This window comes from Actinoplanes sp. NPDC048791 (assembly GCF_040650095.1).
Taxonomy (GTDB): domain Bacteria; phylum Actinomycetota; class Actinomycetes; order Mycobacteriales; family Micromonosporaceae; genus Actinoplanes.
This window is the reverse complement of the sequence record NZ_JBEZGQ010001701.1, coordinates 1-1120: the sequence shown is the minus strand read 5'-3', so window position 1 is coordinate 1120 and position 1120 is coordinate 1. Positions and strand designations below refer to the sequence as shown.

Sequence of the window (1120 nt, the reverse complement as noted above, 5' to 3'; positions counted from 1 at the left end):
GTCGATCTTCGACGGCTCGGTGCGGACCGGACCGCCCGACGCGGCGAGTGGCCGGGCCGCTTCGCTGGCCGCGTACGCCGGCACGGAACTGACCAGCGGCCGGGTCGGCGCGGGCACGGGCGCTGCGACGGGCACGTGGCGCGGCCGGCGTGACCCGGGCGGTCTGGGCCTGGCCGAACGGCTGGCGGGCACCGCCCGGGTGGCCGCCGTCGTCGTGGTCAACGCCTGGGGCGACGTGCTGGCCCCCGACGGCCAGCCCCTCTTCGGCGCCACACCCGAGGCGGTGCAGCCGCAAGCCCCGTACGGCATGCAGAACACCACCGTGGCCGTCGTGCTCACCGACGCCCGGCTCGCCAAGAACGACTGCTACCTGCTCGCCCAGAGCGGCCACACCGGTTTCGCCCGGTCGATCCACCCCGCGCACTCCCGCTACGACGGCGACGCGGTGGTGGCTCTGGCCAGCGGCGAGTCCGAGGTCGACACCGATCTCGACCTGCTCCGCGCGGTCACCGTCGACACGGTCGCCGCCGCGGTCCGGGCCGCTGTCGCCCCACCGGGATAGGTCCGCCAGGGCAGCAGGGCCACCAGCGCCAGCAGCATCAGCGTGAAGGCGTTGCGCAGGATCAGGGCCCGTGCGCCGCTGCTGTCGTCCGGGACGAGCCAGATCGGGGAGACGACGCTGAGGGCGTAGACGGTGACCGCGGCCAGTGCCGGCCGGGGATCGCGGCGCTGGGCGGCGATGTCGGCCAGCACGAGCACCGCGACCGGCAGGAACACCAGGTGGTGGGTCCAGGACATGGGGCTGACCAGGTTGGCGGTGAGGCCGGTCAGGGTCAGCGCCGTGACGGTGTCGCCGGCCGCGTACGCCTGGCGGGCCCGGCGCAGGCCCACCACCAGGACCAGCACGCACAGCGGAACCCACCAGCCCGCCGGCGCCGCCGGTGTCCCGGCCAGGCGGGCCAGCAGGCCGGTGAGCGACTGGTTGGTCAGCGCGGCCGCGGTGCCCACCCGGTCGGTCTGCCACAGCAGGTCGCCGAAGTAGCGCAACGACTCCGCCGGGGCCAGCAGGAACGCGCCCCCGGTCAGCGCCGCCGTCGTCACCGTCGCCGTGCGCGCCGCC

At 75.7% G+C, this 1120-nt stretch carries 1 protein-coding gene and 1 pseudogene; one reads left to right on the top strand and one right to left on the bottom strand.

Annotation, left to right across the window (positions count from 1 at the left end; genetic code table 11):
* A partial coding sequence (locus AB0C29_RS49755; protein ID WP_360835562.1) for a P1 family peptidase occupies positions 1-562 on the top strand: 562 nt, incomplete at its 5' end.
* Positions 563-858: 296 nt separating this feature from the next.
* Here the strand turns inward: AB0C29_RS49755 and AB0C29_RS49750 are convergent.
* Positions 859-1101, bottom strand: a pseudogene (locus AB0C29_RS49750) (glycosyltransferase 87 family protein); the annotation flags it as partial.
* Positions 1102-1120 lie beyond the last annotated feature (19 nt).